The organism is Pedobacter sp. UC225_65 (genome assembly GCF_042698365.1).
Taxonomy (GTDB): Bacteria; Bacteroidota; Bacteroidia; order Sphingobacteriales; family Sphingobacteriaceae; genus Pedobacter.
Map to the genome: position 1 here is coordinate 2,087,835 of NZ_CP170550.1, position 22,569 is coordinate 2,110,403.

Genomic DNA, 22,569 nt, shown 5'->3' on the forward strand with positions numbered 1-22,569 from the left:
TTCCCATCTCTTTTTCGTCAACAGTTGATGAAGTGAGATTTGTGAGTTCGGCTATTAATGAATTCAATCCTTCTTGATTTATAGTGCATAAACATGGATAATTATAAGATTTCTTTCATTTTTAGTACAAGAAACCGGCTCGAGTACCTCAAAATTACATTAGCCAAATTGGTTGCAGAACTCAAAGACCAAGAGGAGATTGTAGTGGTTGATGGCAATAGCACAGATGGTTCTACTGCCTACCTGCAAGGGCTTTTAAATGAAGGCAAAATCCATCAATTATTGTCTGAACCTGATAAAGGCCAGGCTCATGGTTGGAATAAGGCCATGCTGATGGCCAGAGGCACCATTATTAAAAAGATCATAGATGACGATGTTTTTGATTATGGGGCAATCAGAAAATGTGCAGCCTACATGATCGATCATCCAACAATTGATGTGATCATCTCGAATGACCTAACCGTTGCGCTCAACAATTACAAAGAAATTCAGAAACATAGCAGGCTATCACATTTTGACCAGTGGCGAAAAGGATTGAAACCATCATTCACTTTTGGCGATGTTCATCTGCTCATTAGACGCACTTCACTCTCTTATATCGGTTTATACCACACTGGGTACGTTATGATGGATTGGGAGTATGCTTTGCATATTAGTTACCTCAAAGCAAATATTGCTTATTATACAGGCTTTAATGCCTTATCCGTTTATCACGATCAAAGTATATCTGCCTTAAAAGACGAAAAATACATTACCGATCAAGGAGACAGGGCAGGCATTTTTTACGAATATGCAGGCGATCGCTCAGAAATTTCGACATGGTCTAAAATTAAAATTGCCATTGGAAAAACGATCAACAAGCAAAATAATAAAGAAGTAACATTACATGCGCCAACAGATATGAAAGAAATAGCAACTATCTATCAATACCTCCAATCGCAGATAGCGCAAATTAATGCCGATGGAGATTTTAAATTTATCGAAAAGGGTGAATAGAATAGCTTCCTTAGATGGATTTAGAGCCATTTCTATTATTTTGGTTGTATTTAGCCATTTTAGGTTTTTAGATTGGTTCCCCTCCTCTATGTATGCTTTTGCAAAACAATGTGATGTTGGTGTAAACGTCTTTTTCGTTATCAGCGGTTTTTTGATCACCACACTTTTATTGAAAGAACAACAAAAGGAAAAAACCATAAGTCTAAAAAAATTTTTCATCGGCAGGGCCTTTAGAATCTTACCTGTTTTCTTTGTCTATTTTATGTTCATTTGCATTTATAACTATTTTGTAGACTTAGAGATTTCGAAAACTAATTTTATACATGCCATTACCTTTACCGCAAACTTTGACCAAGACAGAAACTGGTTTTTAGGGCATTTTTGGACTTTGGCTGTAGAGCAACAGTTTTATCTGTTCTGGCCACTTACTTTATTGCTGTTCAGGAAAAATCTAAAAATGATAACCTTGGCATTCATAGCTTATTCTTGCATCGTAAGGGTAATTGTCTATAAGTTCCATTTAGACCCTACTATTTTTTTACATCCTTTCTTTGCTGTTTCCGATTCGATTTTGATAGGTGCCTTCACCGCAATTCTATATCAAGAACATCCACAGCATTTTGCTAAAAAAATCTTCAACAATTATTATCTGCAAGTGATTGCTGTATTACTGATCATCTTTTTTGTGAATGCCTCTGCCAATGGCAGATTTGCGTTGATTTCTCTGCCTTTTGGCAATACAATCATAGCATTTGCCATTATGTACCTCATCCTTAGTTATATTGACATAAGAACAAATCTGGTCTATAAATTTTTAAATGCTAAACTCATCGTACATATCGGTGTGCTATCTTATAGTATCTATATCTGGCAACAATTTTTCTTTGGCAAAGACTACATTTCATTTTTAGGAAACTTCCCATTAAATATTGTATTGATCTATTTGGTTTCATTGGCCTCTTATTATCTTTTGGAAAAACCTTTGATCGGATTAAGAAAAAGATATGCCAGCATTAAATTAATTCCCTCATGATCTCTATCATTATTTGTTCGATCAACCAAGAATTATATGAGCAGGTTTCTGAGAGCATTGCTTCTACCATAGGGGTTGAATACGAAATTATCCAAATTGCCAATGCCGTTCAAAACTATGGCATTTGTAAAGCCTACAACATTGGAGCAGCACAAGCCAAATACCCTTTTTTGTGTTTTTTGCATGAAGATATTTTAATCAAATCGACAAATTGGGGAACAGCCATTCTTGATTTTTTTGAACAGCATGAAAACATTGGTGTTGTTGGGGTGGCAGGTTCTGTTTATAAATCGGCTGTGCCGAGTGTTTGGGCCCAAGGGCTGCATGGAACCGATCATGTAAACCTGATTCAGCATTATAGAAAAACGATTTCGATGAATACCGAAAATGTTGGCGAACAATTCTCAGAAGTCAAAACCTTAGATGGTGTATTCCTTTTTACCAAAAAGGAAGTTTGGCAAGCACATCATTTCGACGAAACGACCTTCGATAAATTTCACTGCTACGACCTCGATTTCTGTTTACAAGTTGGCCAGCAATCCAAAATATTTGTGTTCAACAATCTACTGATCGAACATTTTTCTTCTGGAAGCCTTAATAAAGATTGGGTCCACTATTCCATTAAATTAGCCGAGAAATGGAAAAGTATTTTACCTGTAGGGAATATCCCTGAGGCTCATAAAAATGATATCGAATGGAGAAACAGAAAGATCTTCTTTTTTAGGATGAATATTCTAGGTTATCCGCTTGGCGAAACAGTGAAGATCTTTTTAAAATGGAATTTCCTAAAGCGTACCTCATTTGTTGAGCTGATCAAATTCATCTATAATGTAATCGGTCAAAAATTAAATTTAATAGAAAAGAAACCTTTATACTAGTGCGAAAAAAAGTCTACATCAAATTGCAGAATGGTATTGATTTTAATACCGCATTAAAAGAGATCTTCTTCGAACTACAGGATGAATTTGAGTTTATAGAAGAAAACGAAAAGCCTGATTTTATTCTATTTGCCCCTTATGGAAACGATATCCCAAAAAAGGGAGATTATGTAAGGATAGGTTATTATTGCGAAAACATTACACCTGATCTATCCCTGTGCGAATGGGCTTTCGGGATTCCTTTGGAAGAAGAGATGAACAATCCGCGATATAAACGTATCCAATGGCATGCACTTGACCCGAAACAATTGATCAAAGACCTTTCAGACAATGATATTGATCGAATCATCAGTCAAAAACAAAGTTTCTGTAATTTTCTTTACTCGCACAAGGTGGCCTACAGAGAAGAATTTTTTAAACAATTGTCTAAATATAAAAAAGTTGATGCCCCAGGTAAATCGATGAACAATATGCCTTCTATCGATTCGCTGTACAAAGGTGATATCTGGGAACGGAAACGTCAATTTCTTTCGCCCTATAAATTTACCATTGCTTTTGAAAACTACGCCTATCCCGGTTATCAGACTGAGAAGCTTTATGATGCTATGCAGGTCAACAGCATCCCCATCTATTGTGGCGACTCCAATATTTCGGAAATATTCAATACCAAAAGCTTTTTAAATGCGGCAGAGTATATCAACTATACCTATAATGGATTTGTATCATCCTTAGAAAAAGTATCACAACTGAACTTTGTAGATATCAGACCTCAGTTTTATAAAGGCCCTCAGCACCGTTTACAGAGAAAGTTAAAGTCAATCGGCAGACAAGTGAAGATGAACCTACAGTTCAACAACTTGGATTTTTCTGCATTGATAGACCGCATCATCGAAATCGACACCAATCAAGATCTATATATAGACTATTTAAAACAGCCTTGGTTTAAAAACAACGAGGTTGACATGGATACGACCAATAAGGAAAGATGGAGAGAAATCTTTAATACCATTTAATGCAGCCTTTAGTTTCGATTATTATTCCCTTTTACAATGCAGAACGATACTTATCTGCAACCTTACAATCGGCCATAGACCAGACCTGGGACAATAAAGAAATTATCTTGGTTGATGATGGTTCTACCGACAGTTCCATTGAACTTATCACGAATTTTAAATCTGACAAAGTAAAACTATACCAACAACAAAATAAAGGTGCCGCAGCCGCAAGAAATCTAGGGCTATCACATGCCAAAGGCGAATATGTCCAGTTTTTAGATGCTGATGATCTATTGTCAAAAGACAAGATAGAAAAGCAGGTGTTGGCCTTACAAAACCATCCTGATCAAGTAGCGGTTTGTAGTACCGTACATTTCAAAGACGACGAAGATCCTTACTACTGGGGCCTTCTTCTTTTGAAGAAGATTTTATTAATACTACAAATGATCCGATTGGTTTTATGGTTAAGTTGTGGGGAGGGTATGATCAACACGCTTCGATGATCCAACCCAATGCTTGGTTAACACCTATGCATTTGATCCAGATTGTAGGTAAATGGAATGAGCAGTTATCTTTAGACGATGATGGAGAATACTTCGCCAGGATCATCCTCAACTCTAAAGGGATCATTAAGGTAGATCATGTATTTAACTATTACAGGAAACAGTCAGACCAAAACAGTCTATCCGGTAAAAAATCGCTAAAGCACTTCAAAAGTCAATTGACCTCTACCCTATCTAAAAAGCAGGAACTTTTAGCAAGAACTGCTACAAAAGAGGCTAAACAGGCTATACACAGACAATTGTTGGAGCTGATCATTAAAAGTTATCCTCAATATCCATCTATTTATAAAGTTGCCCAAAAAGAGCTGCCCAAAATCAATCCAAATTATTATCAACCTTCAATTGGTGGTCCTAAGGTCCAGAAAATTGTTGATCTATTTGGTTGGAAAACTGCCAGAATTATTCAATACATCCTTAAACAAAAATGATTGCAATTGTAACTTCCTGTGTCCATCCAAAACAGATGCCTAACTTAACCAGAAGCTTCTTTTCTCTTGAAGAACGGGAACGACAAACTATCCATACTTTACAAAGACTAAAAGAGGTTGGTTTTACACAAATCATTTTGGCAGATAACTCTTTTGAGTATGATTTTTCAAGGTTAGGACCAATAATCGATGAAGTACAGGTTGTACATTTGAAACAATACCAGTTCACCAATAAAAGTATCAACGAGATCTTCATCCTTTTATCGATACTAGAGCATATCCCTTCAGAAACCAAGATATTTAAAATCAGCGGTAGGTATTTCCCTTCTGAAAATTTTGTAATAGATATGGAAGAAACGCTTGACTTTAAGGTAAAAGGCTTTGAGTTTGATACCAAAAGGGCAGTTATTACTACCAGAGGTTATTTTATACGCAATAAAGAAACCTATGAAGAATTTCTGTTGTATTGTTTAAATGAAATTTATAGCTATCCTTACAGAGTAGTTGGCTTTGGTAGTTTGATCAGGTTTATCAAAGAGTTTTTTAATCCTAGCCTAAAGAAAGTACCCAATGTTTCTGTAGAATTTGCAGCGGCAAGAGCACTTAAAAATGGGTATTTCAAATATAAGTTAACAGATCAATTACACATTGAGGGGCAAATTGCAGGGCTTGAGAGCAAAGAACTAATTAAAGAATGAGTTTGACTTTAAATATATTTTACGAGGAACCCAAACACGACCGTTGGTTCAAGTATGATCGTTATCCAAGAGAAATCATCAGGAGAATACTAAGGGGTAAAGCCAGGCCTGGGGGTGTAATGATGGTGGCCTTAGAATTGATGCATGGTTTAGATCTGTTAAAAATCCCCTATCGATTTAACGATTACAAGTACGCCAAAAAAAATCCTAACGAGTTGATCGGTGTAATTGGAAAACCCCATCTCATTTTTGAGAAAAGATTTAAAAACCCTATCCTATTTGGAGCGGGTGTATTTTCGCACCCTATAGATTGTCCTGATCTTTTTACCCTTTATCCAAACGTTAAAAAGATGTTGGTACCCGGCCCTTGGATGGAAGAGATGTGCAAGCCCTATTACCATGATCAAGTAATGGCTTGGCCAGTTGGTATTGATACTGAAAAATGGTCTACCAAAATCAAAGAAGGCAAACAAAATGTAGATTTTTTGATTCTACGATAAAATACGATGGGAAAACGGCAAATATCAGGAAGCCCTTTTAGACCCTATCATCAATCAATTAAAAGAAAAAGGATTAAGTTATCATTATATCAAATATGGCAGTTACAAACCTTCAGATCTGATCAATGAATTAAGCGTTTGTAAAGCGGTTATTTTTTTATGCACACACGAATCCCAGGGTATAGCCTATCAGCAAATCTTGTCGACCAATACACCGATATTGGCATGGGACAGAGGTGGTTATTGGCAAGACCCTTCGTACTATCCAGATCTTGTAAAGTATGAACCGGTAAGTTCTGTACCTTATTGGGACGAAAGATGTGGGATTAAATTTAAAGGTGAAGAAGATTTTCCTTCAGTACTTGAGCATTTCAACCAAAAACTACAACAGCAAGCTTTTAGTCCAAGAGCATATATCTTAGAAAACCTGACCATCGAGATTTCAGCCCAAAAATATGTCGATATTTATAAATCCTTGATGAAATAACAGACCAAAGCTGAAATCAAGGAAAAATGAATAACCAACAACAAGCAACTGATCACAAATAACTAACAACGCACAAAGCCCAAAATGAGAATATTATTAATGATGGACCCGGGTATCTCTGTACCACCACCCTTATATGGCGGACATGAACGTTTGGTTTATATGTTTGCTGAAGAATATACCAAAATGGGACATGAAGTGAGTTTGTTAGCAGGGCCTAATTCTAATATTTCGGGGAAGGTCTATACTTTTGGCATCAACAACCTTAACCGCTCAAAATGGCAAAAGGCAAAGGAATTAGTATTTGCATGGCGGTTTTTATTTTCAAAAAGAAAAGACTTTGACCTTATCCATAATTTTGGTCGTTTAGCTTACTTATTCCCCATTACCAATAGTGCTGCAAAAAAAATCATGACCTATGGTAGACCAGTTTCCCAAAAAGGAATCAGATTCATCAATTCCCTACCCAATCAAAACATGGTGTTCACTGCCTGTAGCGATTATTGTGTATCAACAGGAAACGTGGCAGGTGTTTGGAAAACAGTTTACAATGCCATTGATTTTTCCGCCTATCAACTCAATGAACATGTAGCAGCAGATGCCCCATTTATGTTTTTAGGTAGGCTGGATAAAATAAAAGGACTACATACCGCTATTGAAGTAGCACTAGAAACAGGCAATAAACTCTGGATTGGGGGCAACATCCCCGATACACCCGATAATTATGCCTATTTTAAGGAAGTTTTAGAACCAAAATTTGATGGTAAACAGATCATCTATCTAGGTGCTTTAAATGACGAACAGAAAAACCACTACTTAGGTAAGGCGAAAGCCTTATTGTTCCCAATTGAATGGGATGAACCTTTTGGAATGGTAATGGCCGAAGCTATGGCCTGTGGAACCCCTGTAATTGGTTTTAAACGTGGTTCTGTTCCAGAAGTCATCGAAGAAAACATTACCGGTTTTATTGTAAATAATAAAGCAGAAATGCTAGCTTCAATTCCAAAGATTGCCAATATAGATAGGGCCAAATGTAGGTCAACAGCGCTCGCCAGGTTTGATGTGCCTGTGATTACAAAAGATTACTTAAACCTTTAGCAAAACATAACTATGATCATTAGTCGGTTAATTCCAAATAAGTTCATCAAGTATCTAAAGAACAGACTTGGAGTTCCGAATCAAGCGTCAAGTCTGTTAAGGCTAAAAGAATTAGGTTTTGAACCTCAGCACATTTTAGACATCGGTGCTTATGAAGGGCATTGGGCTTTAGAAGTTGCGGCCATATTTCCGAAGGCACATATCTTAATGATCGAAGGACAAAAAGCAAAAGAAGACATCCTCTCTAAGAGATTAAATGAAATACCAAATACTGAACTTCGTATCGCCTTACTTGGTGCCGAAACCAAAAATGTAACCTTTAACATCTATGAAACGGCAAGTTCTGTCTTTAAGGAGGATAATGAAACCAATGCTAAAATTGAACAGATAGAATTGCAATTACTTGACCAAATCGTAGCAGATACCAGATTTGAAAAAACCGATTTGATTAAACTAGATACGCAGGGTTACGAGCTCGAAATATTAAAGGGAGGTATCAAAACCTTACAATCGGCCCAATTGGTATTGATTGAAGTATCTCTACTTGGCATCTATAAAGGTGCACCATTGGTAGATGAAGTTATCCATTTTATGAAAAGCCATGGCTTTATACTCTACGATATCTGTACATTGATGCGCAGGCCTTATGACAATGCTTTGTATCAGTCTGACTTTTTATTTATCAAACAAAACCATCCGTTGATAGCCTCTACCAGATGGGATTAACTGCAAAAAAGATTGTACTGGTTACTTCGGGTCAACCCTCTTTAAATCCAAGGTTGGTTAAAGAAGCTGATGCCTTGGTAGAAGCAGGATATGAGGTAACCGTGATTTACCAATATTGGAATGAATGGGGAACTGACCTTGACAAGGTGTTACTTCCTCAAAAAAAATGGAAAACCATAAGAGTTGGTGGTGATCCCATCAAAGAAAAGACTGCTTATTGGTGGAGTAGGGTCAAACTAAAAATCGGCCAAAAACTAGTGCAATTATTGGGTTTTAACCATGGTTTGGCCGAACTGACCATAGGGAGATGTACTTTTCAACTCCTACATGAAGCCAGACGCAACCGTGCAACACTTTATATTGCCCATAATCTTGCCGCTTTACCAGCAGCAGTTTCGGCTGCACAAAAATTTAAGGTCAAATGTGGTTTTGATGCAGAAGATTTACATCGATATGAAATGAGTGACAGCGACCTCAATGTAGATGTCCGTCTAAAAAAGTACATAGAGGATAAATATTTTCCATCAACTGATTATTTAACCACCAGTAGTCCGGAAATTGCCAAAAGATATGAGGCTTTATACCCTGCCCTAAAATTCACTACGCTATTAAATGTCTTTCCAAAGGTTACATTGACACCGACGAATACGACGAGAAGTTCAGTACCTCTAAAATTATTCTGGTTCTCTCAAAATGTGGGTTTATCAAGAGGTTTACAAGATGTAATTGCTGCACTTAAAATACTTGAACAGGAAGTCATCGAGTTCCATATCTTAGGTTTTTTAAGTCCAAACGTCAATAATGAACTTGAGCAGTTCATTGCAGCACTTCACTTTGTTAAACCTCCACAACTGATCTTCCATCCGCCAATCGTAGCTACCGAACTTGCCCAATTTGCCAGCCAATATGATATCGGACTTGCTACCGAACCAGGTTTCTCTATCAATAACGATATTGCATTGAGCAATAAGATTTTCACTTATGCACAAGCAGGTTTGGCCATTGTCGCCTCAGATACAACGGCACAAAAAAGCTTTATGACAATGTATCCTAATATGGGAATGGTCTATGAAAAGAAAAATCCGTCTAATTTGGCCACAATTATAAAAACCTATATTGAAGATCAAACTTTATTAAACCAACATCAGGTTAAAGCTGCCAATTACGCAGAGGAGATACTAAATTGGGAGACCGAAAAAGAGAAATTCCTTACGATCATCAATCATTTACTAGCTAATCCAAACAATTGAAACGCGTCCTTATTATCTCCCCATATTTCCCTCCTGTAAATGCAGCAGACATGCAACGCGTACGCATGAGTTTACCTTATTTTGAGACTTACGGATGGGAAGCTGAAGTAGTAATGGTAGATGAGCAGTATGTAGATATGGTTAAAGATCCATTATTGCTACAATCTGTTCCAAAATCGAGTATTGTACACAAAGTTGGTGCGCTTTCAAAAAAATGGACGAGTAAATTTGGTTTGGGTAGCATTGCCTTACGCTCCTTATGGTTTTATCGTAAAAAAGTAAACCAATTGCTTCGTCAACAAAAATATGATTCTTATCTACTTCTCTACTACGCAATTTCCAGTTTGTATTTTGGGTGCTTATTGGCAAAAGAAGTTTGGTATACCTTATGTAATTGATATGCAAGACCCTTGGCATTCTGAATTTTACAAGGATAAACCCAAGGCAGAGCGGCCTAAAAAATATTGGATTTCCTACCGATTGAACAAATATCTGGAACCCATAGCCATGAAAAGTGTGGGTGGCCTGATCAGTGTTTCTGGAACCTATATCCAAACCTTACAACAACGCTATCCACAACTAAAAGATAAACCTGCAGAGGTGATTACTTTTGGTGCCTTCGATCTTGATTTTAAAATAGCGGAACAGAACGACCAGTTATTGGATTTGGCTTATCCAATATTAGCAACCCGTATCAATTTGGTATACATTGGCCGTGGTGGTTATGACATGCAACAGGCAGTTAAAGTTTTGTTAGAAGGCTTTAAATATGGCCTTGATCAAGAGCCAGCCCTGTTCGAAAATATCCATTTTAACTTTATTGGTACTAGCTACGCCCCAAAAGGCAAGGGTGTACCTACCATTTTACCCATTGCAGAAAAAATAGGTGTTGCTCCTTATGTTACAGAATATACCAATAGGATTGGTTTTTATCAGAGTATTAAAAATATGCAACAGGCTGATGGGTTATTCATTATTGGTTCAAACGATTCTGCCTATACCGCTTCAAAGTTATATCCCTATATTCTTGCCAAAAAGCCATTACTGGGCATCTTCCATCCCGAAAGTAGTGCGGGAACCATTTTAAAAAAATGCAATGCGGGGCAACTGATGACCCTTGACCAAGATGCCGGTATTGCGTTTGATACCATAAAAGACTATCTAAAAAAAATAAGGGATAAAAGTATACCAACAACAAAGTGGTCGGAGTTTGATCCTTACACTGCTTCTTTTTTAACAAAAAAACAAGTTGAAGTATTTGAGATCGTCATCAGCAGTGATTTGGCCAACACCTCCAAGAGCAAGTAAAAAATGAAGAAAATTGCCATCATCGCTACGCATCCCATACAGTATTATGCACCTGTATTTAAACTCCTGTCTAAAAAGATACAAGTGAAAGTATTTTATACGAGTGGCGACCAGGTAATGAACAAATACGATCATGGTTTTAAGCAAAACATCACTTGGGACATCCCATTAACTGATGGTTATGACCATGAGTTTTTAGAGAACGTAGCTACAGATAAAGGTACCCATCATTTTAAGGGCATCATCAACCCCAATGCCATTGCCCAGATCAAAACCTTTAAGCCTGATGCGGTTTTGGTTTACGGTTGGGCCAATAAAAGCCATTTGAAAATAATGCGACATTTCAAAGGTAAGATACCTGTATACTTTAGGGGGGATTCTACTTTATTAGACCAACAACCAGGCTTTAAAAACATTATAAGAAGTATCTTTTTAAGATGGGTATACAAACATGTGGATACGGCATTTTATGTGGGCAGTGCAAATAAAGCCTATTTCAAAAAATATGGTTTGAAGGAAAAACAATTGGTTTTTGCGCCACATGCTATCGACAATGCGCGTTTTGCGATCAGTAGAAAAGCTGAAGCCGACCAATTAAGAAAAGAATTAAATATTCACGAAGAAGACATCCTTATCTTATTTGCAGGGAAGTTAGAACCGAAAAAGAACCCAGAACTGTTGTTAGCTGCTTTTAAGCAAATCAATGCTCCACACATCCATTTACTGTTTGTGGGTAATGGCGTATTGGAAAAGCAGCTAAAGCTAAAGGTGGAAAATGACCAATTAGGCAATGTGCATTTTATGAGCTTTCAAAATCAGACACAAATGCCAGTAGTCTATCAAGCCTGTGACCTATTTTGTCTTCCCTCTAAAGGACCTGGAGAAACGTGGGGCCTAGCCGTAAATGAGGCAATGGCGGCGGGTAAGGTAGCATTGGTTTCAGACAAGGTTGGTTGTGCGATAGATTTGGTGACAAAAGATACAGGTGCTATTTTTAAAAGTGGAGATCTAACAGATTTGTCACAAAAATTAATAGCTTTAACAAAAGATAAAGTCATACTAAAAAACAATGGCCAAAATGCTTTCAAGGCTATCCAAAACTGGAGCTTTGAACAACAGGTAAGTGCCATTTCCAAATATGTTAACAGATAGTACCCAAAACCAATCCAAACAGAAGATATTGATATTGATCTATATTCCATGGATCATTTCTGTAGTTGTTCAAATAGACCCTATTGTTTCTTATCTCGTTGCCTGGTTGGGTTCCTTCTTCATTTTTTATTGGACCTTGTTTTCCAAACAGAGGTTTATCCCATTGGACTTACCATTTACCAAACAGATCATGCGCCCCATTGTATTGGTGCAATTAATTTTTGCAGGGTTTATGTGCTGTACCTCTATTTTTTATTTTTTGGACCATCTCGGATATGAATATTTTAACAAAATAAGTTACCTGCCTTTTAAGGTAAATGAGCAAACCTATGCCATTGCCAAATGTCAACGTTTGTCTTTACTGGCCCATGCCGCACTAGTTACAGGTATGATTGTACAGATCAAACAATTTCCGGTAATTAAACATAAGCTCAACTTAAATTTAGATTTCTTTTTGATCTGGTTATGTGTGGTAAGTTATATTTTAGGTGGTGTTACTTCAAGAATTTCCAGTATCCATCAGTTTTCTTATGGGTTGATCAACATCTCCATTACTTGTAGTGCATTGGTATTGGTAAGGGGTTTGGTACAAAGAAAAACAGGCTATATGATTTTCGGTGGTGGCTTGTTCGTATTCAATTTTTTGGCTTCAACGTTAACTGGTTATAAGGAAAGTATCATTATCAACGTGATCATCATCAGCTTTTTGCTCTATCCGTATTACAAAAGAGTAATCCTTACCTTAGCCATTCCAACGGTTTATATTCTATTATATATCCTTCCAACTTTTGCAAATATTGTAAGATCGCAATCTTGGTCTGGTCAAAAATCGGCTGCACAAGCTAGACAAGAAGCATTTGATGCCTTATTAAATAACGAGGCCCCAGTAATACAGGAAACCAACTGGACCTTTTTAACCAATAGGCTAAGTGAGATCAGTATGTTTACCACTTTTGTGAAACATATTCCCAAAGAGCGTGGGTATTATGGTTTAGAAATTGCAAAAAACTCTGTATTGGCTATTATTCCACGAGCTCTTTGGCCTGGTAAATTTGTAACGGAGACTGTTTCAATGGAAAGGGTATATGAAGCTGGTGTGGCTTATCAAACATCTACAGTTTCAGCTAAAACCAGACCTGTAGTAGACGGTTATGTAAGTGCTGGTTTGATTGGTGTATTTATTTCTATTTTTTTATATGGCTGGATTACCCAATGGATGTGCAATAAGGCCGAAGAATTATTTGGCGGCTATGAATTAGGCTGTATTGTGATGTTTAATGCCATTTTTCAAAATTTATGGCGAGGTAACAACTTTGAGTTTTTAGTGAACAATATATTTTATGGATACCTTGCCATGATGGCCATTTTTTGGATCCTCAAAAGGTCGAATACATTAACCGAACTGAATGTCTATAAAAGTACTGCAGATCACAGCAGCATATAAACCAGCTTACATCTATGGTGGGCCTACCATGTCGGTAAGCAAGCTTTGCGAAGCTTTAGTTGAAGCCAACGTTGACACTGAAGTGCTCACTACAACTGCAAACGGCAAAACAGAACTCGATGTTGAACCTAACAAGCCCGCCAAGGTTGATGGCGTTGATGTTACCTATTTCAAAAGATTAACAAAAGACCATACTCATTTTTCGCCTGCTTTACTATCAGGATTAAGAAAAAAAATCAGGTCATATACTCAACTCCATTTAGTAGTACATATCCATGCTTGGTGGAATTTGGTATCCATCTTTAGTTGTGCCTTGGCCAAATGGTATAATGTTCCTGTGGTGTTATCGCCAAGGGGTATGTTAACCAATTACACTGCTGGAAACAGAAATGCAGGTTTTAAATCGATCATTCATAACACCATCGGCAAAAATTTGCTCAGATACTGTCACGTCCACGTAACTAGTGAGAAAGAAAAACAAGATGTGTTGGCCATTATCCAACCAAAAAGTATAACCATTATTCCTAATCTGGTCAATTTCCCTATTCTTAAAGCAAACAACCCGCAGCCGACGCTTGCCCCTAAATCAATGTTTAAACTTATATTCCTTTCAAGGATAGAAGAAAAAAAGGGATTAGAACTGTTGCTGGATGCTTTAGCCAGTGTAAACTTTATTTGGGAACTGACCATTGCGGGTTCTGGAGAAAACAGTTATGTAGAAAGCTTAAAACGTAAAGCCTTGGAGCTTAATATCTCAGATCAAATCAAATGGATTGGTCAGGTCAACAACAAGGAGAAGTTCGAATTAATGGCTAAACACGATCTCTTGGTACTTACTTCTTATAACGAGAACTTTGCCAATGTGGTGATTGAAAGTTTAAGCATGGGCACTCCTGTTTTATTGTCTGATCAAGTAGGTCTGTTTGATTATGTACAAGAGAAAAATTTAGGTTGGATCAGTAACTTGAATATTTCAGATATTACTGCACAACTGAATTTATCGTACGAAAAAGAAGATGTGAGGCTAAAGATCAGGGAAACTGCCCCAGGGATTATTTTAGAAGATTTCAATTCAACAACATTAATTAATAAATACATTAAACTTTATCAAAACATTAGCTGATGGCAGATTATAAAGATTATGGCTTTAACCATACAGGAGCAACCTATGTGCATGGATATATTGCTGCTCCGGTGCTTAATTTGTTGGATAAACAAATCAACAAAACCGTACTTGATGTAGGTTGTGGCAACGGCGCTCTGGTGAAATTGTTTGTAGAAAAAGGCTTTAATGCCTATGGCACTGATGCCTCTGAAAGTGGAATAAAAATGGCCCAACAGTTTTCGGCCGACCGATTTGCCCTCCAAGATCTGTCTACTGATGAATTGCCTGATAAATTTGCCCAGCTCACTTTTGATACGGTAACAGCCACCGAAGTGATCGAACATTTATATGACCCCAGAAAATTCATCCAGTTCTGTAAAAAGATATTAATGAAAAATGGTGGTGGAGAGTTGATTTTAACTACACCTTACCATGGCTATCTTAAAAATGTAATGCTTTCACTTTTTGGCAAATGGGACAGTCATGCAAATCCGCTATGGGATGGTGGACATATCAAATTATGGTCTAAAAGCACATTGACCCAACTGCTCGTAGAACAGGGCTTTACTGTTACTGATTTTGTAGGCTGTGGTCGAATACCCTATCTTTGGAAATCGATGATCATTAAAGCCAAGATATAATACATGAACAAAGAATTTAGTTTCATTATCTTAACATTTAATGAGGAAATACATTTACCTCGCCTTTTAGAGTCGATTGCGGGATTAAATGCGAGAATCTACATTCTTGATTCAGGTAGTACTGATGACACATTAAAAATAGCAGAAAAATATAAGGCTGAGGTTAAAACGAATGCGTTTGAAAACCATCCCAAACAATGGGATTTTGCCCTTAAAAACTTCGATATTGAAACTCCTTGGATCATTGGCCTCGATGCCGATCAGATTGTAACTCCCGAACTTTTCGTCATGTTGCAAGATTTCAAAAGCGATAATTTTAGCCATGTGAATGGCATTTATTTCAACAGAAAAAATTATTTCAAGGGTACATGGATCAAATATGGGGGCTTTTATCCTAAATATTTGCTTAAAATGTTCAGGACATCTGTAGGCTATTCAGACCTAAACGAAAACATGGACCACCGATTTGTGGTGCCTGGGCAAACTGAGGTATGGAAAAAAGGTCATATCACTGAAGAAAACCTAAAAGAGAACAAGATCAGTTTCTGGATAGCCAAACATAACAGATATAGCGACCTAACCGCACAAGAAGAAGTAGAGAGGTTAGGCAATCTGCGTAACCAAACTGTACAACCTAAATTTTGGGGAAGCCCAGATGAAAGAATTGCCTGGTTAAAAAAAATGTGGTGGAAAATGCCATTGGGTCTAAGGCCATTCCTCTATTTTACGTATAGATTGTTCTTTAGGTTAGGAATTCTGGATGGTTCTAATGGCATTTTATTCCATTTTTTACAAGGCTTTTGGTTCAGACTAATCGTCGATGTAAAAATTAAAGAAATATTAAAGTCAAATGATGTAAATTCATTGAACAAATAATACGCTCAATTATGGAACAATCTTTAGATGATAAAAAAAAGGCGAATAAAGCAGCCATCATATTTGTTGTAAAACTTTTGGTCTGTTACCTACTCTTTAGTCAGGGTAATCTTTTCATGAATAGTGTAATGAGCGAAGGAGGTAGATTTTACAATGAATATTTTGCCAGCCATTTCAATTATATACAAGCATTAAAATCGGCATTGATCTTGCCAGCGGTTTGGATCATTAAATTATTTGGTTTTTATGCGATCTATAACCAATCGGATATTATGGTGGTTGATGGGCCATGGTTGCGGATCAACTACGCCTGTTTGGGTCTAGGTGTAATGAGTTTTCTCGCTGCATTTGTCATTGCCTTTCCTGCCAAGCTCAAAGCTAAATTCAGGTTATTGGCAATTGGTATCATCATGATTTATTTGTTAAATGTAGCAAGAATAGCTGCATTAGGCGTATTGTTAGGCTTTTTCAAATCGCAGAGAAGAAATTTCACCTACCATCACGAGGTTTTCAATATCATCGTTTACATCTGTGTATTTGTACTCTTATACTACTGGATAAAAAAGAATACCCAATTGATTGCCAAAAAAGAAACCGGAGCTAAAATTGAATAAGGAAACCCAACTTCAAAAAAATTTTGATAAGCAAGGATTTGATGCAGGTGCATCCTCATTAAAAATCATTTGCTGGTATTTTATAAGTGTGATATTTGTGCGTTCGGGTATTATTCCATTCAGTTCCATTCTCGTATTGATATTAAGGATGTTTGGGGCCAAAATTGGAAAGGATGTTCGAATCAAACCTGGACTTTATGTGCATTATCCTTGGAAATTGACCATTGGCGACCATTCGTGGATTGCTGAATGCAGGATAGAGAATCTGGCACAAGTTACCATTGGCAGCAATGCTTGCATCTCTCAAGAGGCCATGCTCTTAACTGGTAACCACGATTATAAAAAAACTGGCTTCGACCTGATTACAAAACCGATCACCATAGCGAATGGAGCCTGGGTTGGAGCAAGAGCAATTGTATGTCCTGGCATTACGTTAAAATCTCATGCAGTGTTAACCGTTGGGGCTGTGGCCACAAAGAGTCTTGAGCCTTATGGCATCTATCAAGGAAATCCTGCTACTAAGGTTAAGGATAGGGTAATCTCGTAGTTATACCTATGTTTTAGCTAAAAAAGCGTTGGCCATGTTGCCAACTTTTTTTTTATTCGCTCAAATTATCCTAATGAAATCAGCTTTTGGCTAGAAAAGAATTTGGATTGATTATTCGTTAATGGCTTTCCACAACATATCTTTCAACTCTGTTATCCCTTGTTGGGCAACAGCCGAGATAAAGATGAAAGGTAGATTAGGTAGATCAGCCTTCATCTCTGCTTTGAGTTCCTCATCCAACATGTCGGATTTTGTGATGGCCAACAAATGGGGTTTTTGCATCAATTCTGGATTGAACTGCTGGAGTTCATTTTTAAGGATTTCATATTCTTCTTTGATGCTTCTGCTGGTATCGGCTGGCACCATAAAAAGCAGTACTGAATTACGTTCAATATGGCGCAAAAATCTAAAACCTAAACCTTTTCCTTTTGAGGCCCCTTCAATGATCCCGGAATATCTGCCATCACAAAAGATTTTCCGTTGCGATAAGAAACAATGCCCAAATTAGGTACCAAGGTTGTAAAAGGATAGTCGGCAATTTCTGGTTTTGCTGCAGATAGTATAGAAAGTAAAGTTGATTTACCCGCATTTGGGAAACCCACCAAACCTACATCGGCCAATACCTTTAATTCCAACACCATCCATTCTTCTTTTCCCTGTTCGCCAGGTTGTGCAAAACGTGGGGTTTGCATGGTTGGCGTTTTAAAATGCCAATTGCCTAATCCACCTCTACCGCCAGGTGTTAAGATCTTTGTTTCACCATCTTCTGTAATTTCGAATAAGATATTTCCTGTTTCGGCATCACGGGCAATGGTGCCCAATGGTACTTCCAAGATTTCATCAGCTCCGGTTTTGCCAGTTTTCTGACTACTTCCACCACTCATTCCGTCTTCAGCAATAATGTGCTTGCGGTATTTAAGGTGGAGCAAGGTCCAAAATTGGGAATTTCCTTTTAAGATGATATGTCCGCCTCTACCTCCATCCCCTCCATCTGGCCCACCTGTTGAGGTCAGCTTGTCGCGATGCAAATGTGCAGAACCTGCGCCCCCTTTACCAGAACGACAACATATTTTTACGTAATCTACAAAATTTGATTCCTGTGACATAACAACTTATTTTAAAACAAAAAAGCGGGAAGAACTGAACAATCTTTCCCGCTATCCTTTATCCTGATTATATTTTAATATTGGTCAATAACAGCGCACAGATTGTTAAAAATGTCATCGATGTTACCGATACCGTTTACTTTAGTCAATTTTTTCTGCTCATCATAATAAGGCAATACCAGAATGATCTTGTTAAAATACTCATCAATTCTTTTTTGCGACTTATCTGCCTGATCATCTGCCCTACCTGTTTCTTTTTGACGTTGTGCCACGCGTTTGGTCAACTCGTCTTTATCAACATCTAAAGCAATTACGCCTGCAATCTTACTCCCTTTACTTTCTAAGAACTTATCCAATTCTACTGCTTGGGGAATGGTTCTTGGAAAACCATCAAATACAAATCCTTTTGCATCTGGGTTTCTATCAATTTCTTCCTCCAACATGTCAATCGTAATCTTATCAGGAACCAATTCTCCATCAGCAATCAACTGACTTACACGTTTACCTAAGGCAGTTTGGTTTTTAATGTGTGCTCTAAAAAGATCTCCTGTAGAAATGTGTACCAACTGATATTTGTCTATCAGTTTCTGAGATTGGGTGCCTTTACCTGCACCTGGAGGGCCAAAGAGAACAAAATTTAGCATTAAGGTTGGCTTTAAAATTTAAAAGCCTCACCGCCTGGTGGCTGAAAGGCTTTTTTAATATCTGTGCACTTGTAGGGATTCGAACCCCAAACCTTCTCATCCGTAGTGAGATGCTCTATCCAGTTGAGCTACAAATGCATCTTCGTATGGTTAACGGACTGCAAAAGTAATGCTTGAAATCCAATTTAACAATTTTTTTATATAATAATTCAAATTCACTAAGCAGCCAATGAGATAACTACTTAGTTTTTTGCCTGTTAAACTATTTTGATGTTAACCACAAATTAAGAACAATAGCAGGTTTAAGCGCTAACTACCTTTTTGATGGCTTCAAAATCTGGCAGATCGGTAGCTACATCCAAAACTTCAGCATAGCTGATCACGCCTTCTTCGTTGATCACAAAGGCAGCTCTTTTAGCTACACCTTTTAAATTGAATACAAATTCATCATAAAAAGCACCATAAGCCTGAGCGGCCTCTTTGTTAAAATCAGACAACAACGGAAACTGGTAAGCTTGTTCTTCTTTAAATTTGGCTAATGTAAAAGGTGAATCTACCGAAATCCCTACTACAGCTGCATTCATCCCTTCGTAATAACCGAAGCTATCTCTCATGGTACACAATTGCGTAGTGCAGGTTCCTGTAAATGCCATTGGAAAAAAGTGGACTACCAATTTCTTTCCTTTATAATCTGCTAACGATACTTCTTTTAGTTCTGTACTGAACAATTTAAAATCTGGGGCTTTATCCCCTACTTGTAATGACATATAATTAATATTTAAATGTAAAATCTGGAGTTCATTGGTTCATCTGTTCATTAGTATCATTTGTTCATTTATATTTAACCATGACTTACCCAATGAACCAATGACAAATGAACTAGCGATCTCTTTTCTTTAATTGTTGATCTAGGATCTCCAATCCTTCTTCAAAGCTATGCGGATGATAATTTAATTCAGTCATTGATTTGTCTAAAATAAATCCAGTTCTGGCTGGCCGTTTGGCTGTTTGGTTTAGGGTAGCTGCGCTCACTTCATTGATCAATGTTTTATCTAAATTCCAAAAATCTGCAACCCTAGCCACCAGTTCAGCAATACTCATCATATCCTTACCAGATGCGTTATATACGCCATGTGCATCATGATCTATGGCCAAAAGGCAACAATCGGCTAAATCTTCGACCAAAGTAGGCATGCGCCATTGGTCGTTTACAATATTTAAAGGATTACCTTTTTCTAATGCACCCTTTGCCCAAAGCACAATATTGCTCCTGCTCATATCACTTACAATACCATATACAATAATGGTACGCAAAATCGCCCATTTTGCCTTCGAGTTTTTGATCACCTCTTCGGCCCTCAGCTTGGTCTCTCCGTAATAGCTCAATGGATTTGGTGATGCCAATTCATCGTAAGGCCCATTCTCTCCATCAAAAATAAAATCGGTAGAAAGGTGTACCAGTTGGATGTTGTGCTCTTCACAAAGTACAACCAAGGTTTGTACTGCTTCAACATTCAATTGATAAGCCAGTTCTTTTTGGTCTTCGCAGGTATCCACATTGGTCATTGCGGCAGTATGGATAATGGCATCAGGTTTATGTTGCTCGATTACTTTTTTTACAGCCTCAGGATCAAGGATATCCATTTCGGTATATAAGTAGCCTTCCTTAATAGGAAAACGGTTTTCGCCCTTGGCTGTGGCAATTAGATTGACACCACCTTCTTTTAAAATTTTTTCAGTAATTTTCTGCCCTAAAAGCCCATTACTGCCTGTTACTAATACGGTTTTCATAACAGCTAAATTACCGTTTTAAAAACTGTGGAAAAACTTTTTATTTATATATAAAATTTTAATGGAAAACTCTTAGCTTTGCAGACCGAAATACAAGCGTTGAAAAACGCCTTTAACATTTTGATTTTTATAATTTTACCAAAAACAATATATGCCTAACATTGGAAAAATAGCGCAGATGATCGGACCGGTAGTTGACGTAAGTTTTGCTAACGATGCCCATTTACCTAAAATTTTCTCTGCATTAGAGATTACTAAAGAAAACGGACAAAAGATCGTTCTTGAAGTTCAACAACACCTTGGTGAAGACCGTGTACGTGCCATCGCGATGGATTCTACAGATGGTTTGGTACGTGGTATGGAAGCATTAGACACTGGCTCTCCTATCAAAATGCCTGTTGGTGATCAAATCAAAGGTCGTTTGTTTAACGTAGTTGGAGAGGCAATTGATGGGATTACTGCTGTTGATAAAACTGGCGGTCGTCCAATCCACAACGCTCCTCCTCGTTTCGAAGACCTATCTACTGAAACTGAAGTACTTTTTACAGGTATTAAAGTTATCGATTTATTAGAGCCTTATGCAAAAGGTGGTAAAATCGGTTTGTTTGGTGGTGCGGGTGTAGGTAAAACGGTATTGATCATGGAGTTGGTTAACAACATCGCTAAAGCTTATGCTGGTTTATCAGTATTTGCGGGTGTTGGTGAGCGTACACGTGAGGGTAACGATTTGTTGCGTGAGTTTATCGAATCTGGTGTAATCAACTATGGTGACGATTTCCTTCATTCAATGGAAAAAGGTGGATGGGACTTAAAGTCTGTTGACACTGAAAAATTAAAAGAATCTAAAGCAACATTGGTATTCGGTCAAATGAACGAGCCTCCTGGTGCACGTGCTCGCGTAGCTTTATCAGGATTAACAGTTGCTGAATATTTCCGTGATGGTGATGGCGAAGGCGCTGGAAAAGACATCCTTTTCTTCGTTGACAACATTTTCCGTTTTACGCAGGCAGGTTCTGAGGTATCGGCGCTATTAGGTCGTATGCCATCAGCGGTAGGTTACCAACCAACCTTGGCTACAGAGATGGGTCTGATGCAAGAGCGTATTACTTCAACTAAACGTGGTTCAATTACTTCAGTACAGGCCGTTTACGTACCTGCGGATGATTTAACTGACCCGGCTCCGGCAACAACATTTGCCCACTTAGATGCCACTACTGTACTTTCACGTAAAATTGCCGAGTTAGGTATCTATCCTGCGGTAGATCCATTGGATTCTACTTCACGTATCCTTTCTCCAGCAGTATTGGGCGATGAGCACTATAACACGGCTCAACGTGTGAAAGAAACTTTACAACGTTACAAAGAATTACAAGATATCATCGCGATTCTAGGTATGGACGAATTATCTGAGGAAGATAAATTAGTGGTATCTCGTGCACGTCGTGTTCAACGTTTCTTATCTCAACCTTTCCACGTAGCTGAGCAGTTTACAGGCTTAAAAGGTGTTTTGGTTGACATTAAAGATACCATCAAAGGATTTAACATGATCATGGATGGTGAAGTTGATGAATATCCAGAAGCTGCATTTAACTTGGTTGGTAGCATTGAAGAAGCTATCGAAAAAGGTAAAAAATTATTAGCAGAATCAAATTAGTACATAGTAGTTAGTACTTAGTATATAGAAAAACT

General features: G+C 37.7%; 25 protein-coding genes, 1 tRNA gene and 1 pseudogene. 22 read left to right on the forward strand and 5 right to left on the reverse strand.

All coding sequences use genetic code 11. The features are described 5' to 3' along the window. Positions 1-93: 93 nt before the first annotated feature. From ACFJIZ_RS10940 to ACFJIZ_RS11040, 21 genes are all read left to right on the forward strand, one after another. Complete coding sequence (locus ACFJIZ_RS10940; RefSeq protein ID WP_379093560.1) at positions 94-996, forward strand: glycosyltransferase; 903 nt, start codon at positions 94-96, stop codon at positions 994-996. After that, the gene (locus ACFJIZ_RS10945; RefSeq protein WP_379093563.1) at positions 989-2,029 is read left to right on the forward strand and encodes an acyltransferase family protein; all 1,041 of its coding nucleotides are present in this window, start codon (positions 989-991) and stop codon (positions 2,027-2,029) included. The genes ACFJIZ_RS10940 and ACFJIZ_RS10945 overlap by 8 nt, the downstream gene beginning before the upstream one ends. Next, positions 2,026-2,907 carry a glycosyltransferase gene (locus ACFJIZ_RS10950; RefSeq protein WP_379093566.1) on the forward strand — a complete coding sequence of 294 codons (882 nt, stop codon included), beginning with the start codon at positions 2,026-2,028 and terminating at the stop codon, positions 2,905-2,907. The genes ACFJIZ_RS10945 and ACFJIZ_RS10950 overlap by 4 nt, the downstream gene beginning before the upstream one ends. After that, positions 2,907-3,920 carry a glycosyltransferase family 10 domain-containing protein gene (locus ACFJIZ_RS10955; RefSeq protein WP_379093569.1) on the forward strand — a complete coding sequence of 338 codons (1,014 nt, stop codon included), beginning with the start codon at positions 2,907-2,909 and terminating at the stop codon, positions 3,918-3,920. Before ACFJIZ_RS10950 ends, ACFJIZ_RS10955 begins: the two co-directional genes overlap by 1 nt. Next, positions 3,920-4,405, forward strand: coding sequence for a glycosyltransferase family 2 protein (locus ACFJIZ_RS10960; protein WP_379093572.1), 486 nt, complete (start codon positions 3,920-3,922; stop codon positions 4,403-4,405). Before ACFJIZ_RS10955 ends, ACFJIZ_RS10960 begins: the two co-directional genes overlap by 1 nt. Beyond that, the gene (locus ACFJIZ_RS10965) at positions 4,402-4,893 is read left to right on the forward strand and encodes a hypothetical protein (protein ID WP_379093575.1); all 492 of its coding nucleotides are present in this window, start codon (positions 4,402-4,404) and stop codon (positions 4,891-4,893) included. The genes ACFJIZ_RS10960 and ACFJIZ_RS10965 overlap by 4 nt, the downstream gene beginning before the upstream one ends. Next, positions 4,890-5,591, forward strand: coding sequence for a hypothetical protein (locus ACFJIZ_RS10970; protein ID WP_379093578.1), 702 nt, complete (start codon positions 4,890-4,892; stop codon positions 5,589-5,591). The genes ACFJIZ_RS10965 and ACFJIZ_RS10970 overlap by 4 nt, the downstream gene beginning before the upstream one ends. Next, the gene (locus tag ACFJIZ_RS10975) at positions 5,588-6,091 is read left to right on the forward strand and encodes a hypothetical protein (protein ID WP_379093580.1); all 504 of its coding nucleotides are present in this window, start codon (positions 5,588-5,590) and stop codon (positions 6,089-6,091) included. The genes ACFJIZ_RS10970 and ACFJIZ_RS10975 overlap by 4 nt, the downstream gene beginning before the upstream one ends. A 199-nt stretch (positions 6,092-6,290) precedes the next feature. Then, positions 6,291-6,578 (forward strand): hypothetical protein, encoded by a 288-nt coding sequence (locus ACFJIZ_RS10980; protein WP_379093583.1) that lies wholly within the window; start codon positions 6,291-6,293, stop codon positions 6,576-6,578. An 84-nt stretch (positions 6,579-6,662) separates the two neighbouring features. Next, positions 6,663-7,676: a glycosyltransferase gene (locus ACFJIZ_RS10985; RefSeq protein WP_379093586.1), complete on the forward strand. Its 1,014-nt coding sequence runs from the start codon at positions 6,663-6,665 to the stop codon at positions 7,674-7,676. Between the two features lie 12 nt (positions 7,677-7,688). After that, positions 7,689-8,402 (forward strand): FkbM family methyltransferase, encoded by a 714-nt coding sequence (locus ACFJIZ_RS10990; protein ID WP_379093589.1) that lies wholly within the window; start codon positions 7,689-7,691, stop codon positions 8,400-8,402. Next, entirely contained in the window at positions 8,393-9,652 is a 1,260-nt protein-coding gene (locus ACFJIZ_RS10995; RefSeq protein WP_379093592.1) for a hypothetical protein, read from the forward strand. The genes ACFJIZ_RS10990 and ACFJIZ_RS10995 overlap by 10 nt, the downstream gene beginning before the upstream one ends. Continuing rightward, positions 9,649-10,050: a hypothetical protein gene (locus ACFJIZ_RS11000; protein ID WP_379093595.1), complete on the forward strand. Its 402-nt coding sequence runs from the start codon at positions 9,649-9,651 to the stop codon at positions 10,048-10,050. The genes ACFJIZ_RS10995 and ACFJIZ_RS11000 overlap by 4 nt, the downstream gene beginning before the upstream one ends. Next, entirely contained in the window at positions 9,959-10,960 is a 1,002-nt protein-coding gene (locus tag ACFJIZ_RS11005) for a hypothetical protein (protein ID WP_379093598.1), read from the forward strand. The genes ACFJIZ_RS11000 and ACFJIZ_RS11005 overlap by 92 nt, the downstream gene beginning before the upstream one ends. A 3-nt stretch (positions 10,961-10,963) precedes the next feature. Continuing rightward, a complete protein-coding gene (locus ACFJIZ_RS11010) occupies positions 10,964-12,112 on the forward strand; it encodes a glycosyltransferase family 4 protein (RefSeq protein WP_379093601.1) in 1,149 nt (382 codons plus the stop codon). Then, positions 12,099-13,556 (forward strand): exosortase Y-associated Wzy-like protein, encoded by a 1,458-nt coding sequence (locus ACFJIZ_RS11015; RefSeq protein WP_379094001.1) that lies wholly within the window; start codon positions 12,099-12,101, stop codon positions 13,554-13,556. The genes ACFJIZ_RS11010 and ACFJIZ_RS11015 overlap by 14 nt, the downstream gene beginning before the upstream one ends. Then, the gene (locus tag ACFJIZ_RS11020; protein WP_379093604.1) at positions 13,519-14,679 is read left to right on the forward strand and encodes an XrtY-associated glycosyltransferase XYAG1; all 1,161 of its coding nucleotides are present in this window, start codon (positions 13,519-13,521) and stop codon (positions 14,677-14,679) included. The genes ACFJIZ_RS11015 and ACFJIZ_RS11020 overlap by 38 nt, the downstream gene beginning before the upstream one ends. Beyond that, a complete protein-coding gene (locus ACFJIZ_RS11025) occupies positions 14,679-15,302 on the forward strand; it encodes a class I SAM-dependent methyltransferase (RefSeq protein WP_379093607.1) in 624 nt (207 codons plus the stop codon). Before ACFJIZ_RS11020 ends, ACFJIZ_RS11025 begins: the two co-directional genes overlap by 1 nt. Positions 15,303-15,305: 3 nt before the next feature. After that, a complete protein-coding gene (locus ACFJIZ_RS11030) occupies positions 15,306-16,178 on the forward strand; it encodes a glycosyltransferase family 2 protein (protein WP_379093610.1) in 873 nt (290 codons plus the stop codon). Between the two features lie 11 nt (positions 16,179-16,189). Then, positions 16,190-16,792: an exosortase Y gene (gene xrtY / locus ACFJIZ_RS11035; protein WP_379093613.1), complete on the forward strand. Its 603-nt coding sequence runs from the start codon at positions 16,190-16,192 to the stop codon at positions 16,790-16,792. Next, the gene (locus ACFJIZ_RS11040) at positions 16,785-17,339 is read left to right on the forward strand and encodes a WcaF family extracellular polysaccharide biosynthesis acetyltransferase (protein ID WP_379093616.1); all 555 of its coding nucleotides are present in this window, start codon (positions 16,785-16,787) and stop codon (positions 17,337-17,339) included. Before xrtY ends, ACFJIZ_RS11040 begins: the two co-directional genes overlap by 8 nt. Before the next feature lie 111 nt (positions 17,340-17,450). Here ACFJIZ_RS11040 and obgE read toward each other — a convergent pair. From obgE to ACFJIZ_RS11065, 5 genes and pseudogenes are all read right to left on the reverse strand, one after another. Continuing rightward, a pseudogene (obgE, locus tag ACFJIZ_RS11045) lies at positions 17,451-18,445 on the reverse strand (GTPase ObgE). Positions 18,446-18,519: 74 nt separating this feature from the next. Further along, positions 18,520-19,089: an adenylate kinase gene (locus tag ACFJIZ_RS11050; RefSeq protein WP_379093619.1), complete on the reverse strand. Its 570-nt coding sequence runs from the start codon at positions 19,087-19,089 to the stop codon at positions 18,520-18,522. Between the two features lie 64 nt (positions 19,090-19,153). Beyond that, positions 19,154-19,227, reverse strand: a tRNA-Arg gene (locus ACFJIZ_RS11055). A gap of 164 nt (positions 19,228-19,391) precedes the next feature. Next, the gene (locus ACFJIZ_RS11060) at positions 19,392-19,856 is read right to left on the reverse strand and encodes a redoxin domain-containing protein (RefSeq protein WP_379093622.1); all 465 of its coding nucleotides are present in this window, start codon (positions 19,854-19,856) and stop codon (positions 19,392-19,394) included. A gap of 112 nt (positions 19,857-19,968) precedes the next feature. Beyond that, the gene (locus ACFJIZ_RS11065; RefSeq protein ID WP_379093625.1) at positions 19,969-20,880 is read right to left on the reverse strand and encodes an SDR family oxidoreductase; all 912 of its coding nucleotides are present in this window, start codon (positions 20,878-20,880) and stop codon (positions 19,969-19,971) included. A gap of 151 nt (positions 20,881-21,031) precedes the next feature. Between ACFJIZ_RS11065 and atpD the strand changes: the two genes are divergently transcribed. After that, on the forward strand, positions 21,032-22,534 hold the full coding sequence (atpD, locus tag ACFJIZ_RS11070; RefSeq protein WP_379093628.1) for a F0F1 ATP synthase subunit beta: 1,503 nt from the start codon (positions 21,032-21,034) through the stop codon (positions 22,532-22,534). The last annotated feature ends 35 nt before the right edge of the window (positions 22,535-22,569 follow it).